Source organism: Sandarakinorhabdus sp., assembly GCF_031422795.1.
Taxonomy (GTDB): Bacteria; Pseudomonadota; Alphaproteobacteria; order Sphingomonadales; family Sphingomonadaceae; genus Sandarakinorhabdus.
In genome coordinates this window covers 1-5390 of record NZ_JANPML010000447.1, presented here as the reverse complement: position 1 = coordinate 5390, position 5390 = coordinate 1, and the positions used below count along the sequence as shown (strand labels likewise).

General features: G+C 65.0%; 5 protein-coding genes. 3 read left to right on the top strand and 2 right to left on the bottom strand.

The features are described 5' to 3' along the window. Positions 1-111: 111 nt before the first annotated feature. Together RMO81_RS15245 and RMO81_RS15240 are read right to left on the bottom strand one after the other, a co-directional pair. The gene (locus RMO81_RS15245) at positions 112-768 is read right to left on the bottom strand and encodes a YggS family pyridoxal phosphate-dependent enzyme (RefSeq protein ID WP_310476793.1); all 657 of its coding nucleotides are present in this window, start codon (positions 766-768) and stop codon (positions 112-114) included. A gap of 4 nt (positions 769-772) precedes the next feature. Next, positions 773-1534, bottom strand: a complete 762-nt coding sequence (locus RMO81_RS15240; RefSeq protein ID WP_310476791.1) for a hypothetical protein — start codon at positions 1532-1534, stop codon at positions 773-775. 246 nt (positions 1535-1780) lie between these two features. On the opposite strand from RMO81_RS15240, the gene RMO81_RS15235 reads away from it, so the two are divergent. Genes RMO81_RS15235 through lptE form a run of 3 tightly spaced genes read left to right on the top strand, consistent with a single transcriptional unit; the run spans position 1781 to position 5315 of the window. After that, positions 1781-2221: a DUF3576 domain-containing protein gene (locus RMO81_RS15235; RefSeq protein ID WP_310476790.1), complete on the top strand. Its 441-nt coding sequence runs from the start codon at positions 1781-1783 to the stop codon at positions 2219-2221. A gap of 18 nt (positions 2222-2239) precedes the next feature. Continuing rightward, positions 2240-4810 (top strand): leucine--tRNA ligase, encoded by a 2571-nt coding sequence (gene leuS, locus RMO81_RS15230; protein WP_310476789.1) that lies wholly within the window; start codon positions 2240-2242, stop codon positions 4808-4810. A gap of 43 nt (positions 4811-4853) precedes the next feature. Further along, positions 4854-5315 (top strand): LPS assembly lipoprotein LptE, encoded by a 462-nt coding sequence (gene lptE, locus RMO81_RS15225; protein ID WP_310476794.1) that lies wholly within the window; start codon positions 4854-4856, stop codon positions 5313-5315. Positions 5316-5390 lie beyond the last annotated feature (75 nt).

The window sequence follows — 5390 nt, the reverse complement described above, 5'->3', positions numbered from 1 at the left end:
GACGCCTTTCAAGGAAGGCTCTGGTGGGCCGACATGAACGGCCGCCTTCATCAAAAGCCGACCCTAAATCAAACGGGTGCAGGGTCAGCGACCCTGCCGGCCGGAGGCTGCTTATCTACTGCCAAACAACGCGCGGCCCACCCGCACCACGGTGGAGCCAAGCAGGGCGGCTGTTTCGTAGTCGCTCGACATCCCCATCGACAGGCCGGGCAGTCCCAGCCGCTTGGCGTGTTCGCCGAGCAGCGCGAAATAGGGGGCAGGCTCCACGTTGGCGGGCGGCACGCACATCAGGCCGACCACGTTGAGGCCAGCGGAGCGGGCTTGCTCCAGAAGGGCGGGCAGGTCGGCAAGGGCGCAGCCGCCCTTTTGCTCCTCAGCGCCGATGTTGACCTGTAGATAGCAGGCTGGGTGCTTGCCGGCGGCGGCTTGCGCCTTGGCCAGCGCGGTCACCAGCGACGGGCGATCAACGCTGTGGATCACGTCGAACAGGGCCACGGCTTCGGCCGCCTTGTTGGATTGTAGCTGGCCGACGAGGTGCAACACAATTCCCGGCGTTTCGGCCATCATCTCCGGCCACTTGGCCTGCGCTTCCTGCACGCGGTTTTCGCCAAAGTGGCGTTGGCCTGCGGCGATCAGCGGGCGGATGGCGTCGGCGCCGAAGGTTTTGGAGACGGCGACGAGCAGCGGCTTGTCGGCACGGCCGGCATCGCGGCAGGCCCGGTCGAGGCCTGCCTGCACGTCTGCAAGCCGCTGTTGTGCGTCACTCACGAGATCAGAAGGCGATGCTGGTGCCGAGATAGACGGCCTGATCGTCGCGGTTGGGCAGCACCAGCGACGGCGGTTCCGGCGCGATGCGATAACGCAGGCCGCCGCTGACCGAGAAACGCGGCGCAACACGATAGGCGCCGCCAAATTCCACGCCATAGCGGCGCGTGAGCGGCGCAAACGCCAGTTGCTGGCTTTGTTCGGCGGTGCCCTGCAGCGACGTGCGCCAATTGCGGCCACCATAGGACAGGCCGAGGTTGAGCTGATCGGTCATGCGGCCGGACAGCGGCGTGGCCAGCACGGGTTCGGCGTGGGCAAAGCCGGTATCGATGGCAAAGCCCTTCCAGGCCAGCGACACGTTCACGCCATAGCCGGCGGGAACCACGAAATTGTCTGTCGGCGTGGCGGCGCGCGAACGATCGACCATCGGGGTGGTGACGCGGGCAGCAACGCCCAGCGAGAGGGCGCGGCGGTTATCGGCCTGGCCCGACGGGGTGAAGCGGAAACCGCTGCCCAGCGATTGCGGCATCGCCGGCGCGCCAGGAGCCGTGAAGGCAAAGCGACCAACTTCGCCGATTTGCGGCTGGAACGGGGTGAGCGGCGTTTCGACCACCAGCCGCTGCTTCACGGGCTTTGGCTTGGCCGCCAGGGCCGGGTTGGTGATCACCGCCACGCACAGGGCTGCCACCGCCAGCCAAGCCCCAAGCGAGGTGTTGGCTGGATTCTGCGGCGCGCTTGGCTGCGCGAGCGAATCGACACGCGGTTTCATATAATTTTGTCCTATCAACACCGGGACATGAATCCCATATGACAATATCCCTAGTCTTTGTGTGAACGGCTGCGGCCCATACGTTTTCACCGCGCCTGTGGCGGCATGCACACAGTTGCAGGCCGCGCCCTCGCCTTGCCGGTGATTTCCATGGGGCTGCGGGCTTGGCGGGGCGGATGCAACATGCCAAAAGGCTGGCCGGACTGTGGCCGGTTTCGGCCCGAATTTCGTGATGAAGGTTATGCCATGCGGCGAATTGCAACCCTGGTCTTCCTGACGTCGCTGGCGGTGCTGGCGCCGGCCTGTGGCCGCAACAAAAAGCCCAGGCTTTCAGCCGAAGCGCCGGCGCGGGTCACCACGCTGGGCATAAATGCCTATCTGTGGCGTGCTTCGCTCGACACCATTGCCTTCATGCCGTTGGCCCAGGTCGATTCAAACGGCGGCGTGATCATCACCGATTGGTATGTCTCCCCGCAAAGCGCCAACGAGCGGGTGAAGGTGACCGTGACTGTGCTCGATACCGAGCTGCGTGCCGATGCCGTGCGCGTGGCCGTGCAGCGCCAGACGCTGGGCGCCACGGGCTGGACCGAAGCGGCGGTGCGCGCCGGCACCGTGCAGCGGCTGGAAGAAACCATCCTTGGCAGGGCGCGCGATCTGCGCCGCAATGCCATTGCGCCCGACCGTTGATCCTGTTCACCGAGAGAGTTGATGCCCCGGTTTGACCACCAGGCCGCCGAAGCGCGGTGGCAGGCGCTTTGGGACGAGCGCCAGAGCTTTGCCGCCGACGACAACAGCGACAAGCCGAAAGCCTATGTGCTGGAGATGTTTCCCTATCCGTCGGGGCGCATCCACGTGGGCCATGTGCGCAACTATACGATGGGCGATGTCGTCGCCCGTACCCGCCGGGCGCAGGGTTTTGAAGTGCTGCACCCGATGGGCTGGGATGCGTTCGGCATGCCGGCTGAAAATGCCGCGATGGAAAAAGGCGTTCACCCCGGCGGTTGGACCCGCGCCAATATCGTGGCGATGCGCACCCAGCTGAAGCGGCTGGGCTTCGCGCTTGATTGGAGCCGCGAGCTCGCCACCTGCGAGCCGGATTATTACGGCCAGGAACAGGCATTGTTCCTCGATCTGCTCGCCGCGGGCCTGGTTTACCGCAAGGAATCGGCGGTGAACTGGGATCCGGTCGATATGACCGTGCTGGCCAACGAGCAGGTGATTGATGGCCGCGGCTGGCGTTCGGGTGCGCTGGTCGAGCGCCGCAAGCTGTCGCAGTGGTTCCTGAAGATCACCGATTTCGCCGAAGATCTGCTGGATGGGCTGAAGGGTCTTGATCATTGGCCGGAAAAAGTGCGGTTGATGCAGGAGAACTGGATCGGCAAGTCGACGGGGCTGAAGTTCACCTTTCGACTTTCCCCCTCTCCCCTTGCGGGAGAGGGCGACTCGCCGCAGGCGAGCGGGGTGAGGGGTGGCTTTGATGTGTTCACCACACGGCCCGATACGCTGTTCGGTGCCAGTTTTGCCGCCATTGCCGCCGATCACCCGCTGGCGCGTCAGTGTGCCGAGGGCAACCCGGCACTGGCTGAATTCGTCGCCCAATGCCAGGCCGGTGGCACCGCGGCCGCCGATATCGAAACGCAGGAAAAGCTGGGCTTTGATACCGGATTGAGCGTCGTGCATCCGCTCGACCCCAACATCCGCTTGGCGGTCTTCGTCGCCAATTTCGTGCTGATGGATTATGGCACCGGCGCCCTGTTCGGCTGCCCCGCGCACGACCAGCGCGATCTGGAATTCGCGCGCAAATATCAGTTGCCGGTGCTGCGCGTCGTCGCGGCCGAGTGCGAGGAAGACGCGCCGATTGGCGACGAAGCCTACACCGGCCCCGGTCGCATGGTGCACTCGCGCTGGCTGGACGGCATGACCGCCGAAGACGCCCGTGCCGCCGTGATCGCGCGCGCGCAGGCCGAAGGCTGGGGTGAAGCTGTCACCCAGTATCGCCTGCGGGATTGGGGGGTGAGCCGCCAGCGTTACTGGGGCACGCCGATCCCCATCATCCATTGCGAAATCTGCGGCGTGGTGCCGGTGCCCAAAAAGCACCTGCCCGTCATCCTGCCCGAAGATGTGACGTTCGATATCCCCGGCAACCCGCTCGATCGCCACCCGACGTGGAAGCATGTCGACTGCCCGCAATGCGGCAAGCCGGCCCGGCGCGAGACTGACACGCTGGATACATTCACCAATAGCAGCTGGTATTTCATCCGCTTTGCCAGCGCGCCCGATGATCGTCCGTTCGATCCGGCGGTGGCGGCGAAATGGCTGCCGGTCGGCCAGTATATCGGCGGGGTGGAACACGCCATTTTGCACCTGCTCTATTCGCGTTTCTGGACGCGGGCTCTGCAGCGCATCGGCATGCTGGATGTAGCAGAACCGTTTGCCGGCCTGTTCACGCAAGGCATGGTGACCCACGAAACCTACAGCCGTCCGCAGGGTGAAGGTCTGCCGCCGCTGTGGTTCGCCCCCGACGAAATCGAGCGCAGTGGCAGCGGCGCGACGTTGAAGACTGATGGTGCGGCGGTCGAAGTTGGCCGCGTCATCAAGATGTCGAAATCCAAGAAGAATGTCGTCAATCCGGATGCCACGGTGGCGCGTTATGGCGCCGATGCCGTGCGCTGGTTCGTGCTGTCCGACAGTCCGCCGGAACGCGATCTGGTGTGGTCAGAAGCCGGCATTGATGGCGCCTGGCGTTTTGTGCAGCGTGTCTGGCGTCTGGCTGAAGACAATGCCGCTGCTTCTGAGGGTGTGCCCGAACCGAAGCTGGATCGCGCTGTTCACCGCACCATCGCGGCGGTGACGAGTGACATTGATCGGCTGCAGTTCAACAAGGCCATCGCCCGCCTCTATGAACTGGTCGCTACGCTGGAACGTAGCGCCGCCGGCCCCAGCCGCCGCGCCGGGGTGATCAGCTGCCTGCAATTGGTGGCGCCGATGGCCCCTCACCTGGCTGAAGAAGCCTGGGCGCTGCTCGGCCAAACCGGCCTGATCTGCGATGCGGCCTGGCCCGTCGCCGATCCCGCGCTGCTGGTCGATGATGAAGTCACCATCGCGGTGCAGGTCAACGGCAAGCTCAAGGGTGATTTCACCGCCGCCAAGGGCAGCGACAAGGCCGCGCTCGAAGCCGCTGCGCTGGCGCTGCCCGGCGTGCTACGCACCCTTGACGGCGCCGCGCCAAAGAAGATCATTGTGGTTCCCGATCGCCTGGTGAATATCGTTGCCTAAAATCCGCCTTTTCCTGATCCTGTTGCCGGCGGCGCTGGCCCCGATGCTATTGTTGGGCGGCTGTCAGCTCAGCCCGGTCTATGCCGGTGGCAGTGCTTCGGCGCCGGCAACATTGCTGGCCGATATCGCCATTGCGCCCATCCCGGAACGCGCCGGATTCATGGTGCGGCAGGCGCTGGCAGACCAATTCGGCCTGGGTGTCGCCAGCCCACGCTATCGCCTTGAAATTGTTCTGGATGATCAGATCACGGCCTTCGGTGTGCGCGGCGACTCCTCGGCCGCGCGGGAGCGCCGTACCCTGCGTGCCCGCTATCGCCTGGTCGACGCCGCCAGCGGCACTGTGCTGGTGGACGATACTGCCGCTGCCGACGCTGGCATCGATCGTGTCAGCTCCAATTTCGCGGTTGTGGCTGCCGAAACCACGGCGCTGGAGCGGCTTTCCACCGATATCGCCCGCCAGATCAGCGCCCGCCTGGCCCGTTACGCCCGCGCCGCAAAAGGCTGATGAAGGCTGAAACATGAAGGTCGACGGGGCTCGCATCGCGACCATTGCCCGCGCCTGGCCCGCCGATGTGCGGCT

Bases quoted from the DNA above. Each gene is read 5' to 3' on its own strand.
- RMO81_RS15240 (WP_310476791.1), bottom strand. From the start codon at position 1,534: ATGAAACCGCGTGTCGATTCGCTCGCGCAGCCAAGCGCGCCGCAGAAT.
- RMO81_RS15235 (WP_310476790.1), top strand. From the start codon at position 1,781: ATGCGGCGAATTGCAACCCTGGTCTTCCTGACGTCGCTGGCGGTGCTG.
- lptE (WP_310476794.1), top strand. From the start codon at position 4,854: ATGCTATTGTTGGGCGGCTGTCAGCTCAGCCCGGTCTATGCCGGTGGC.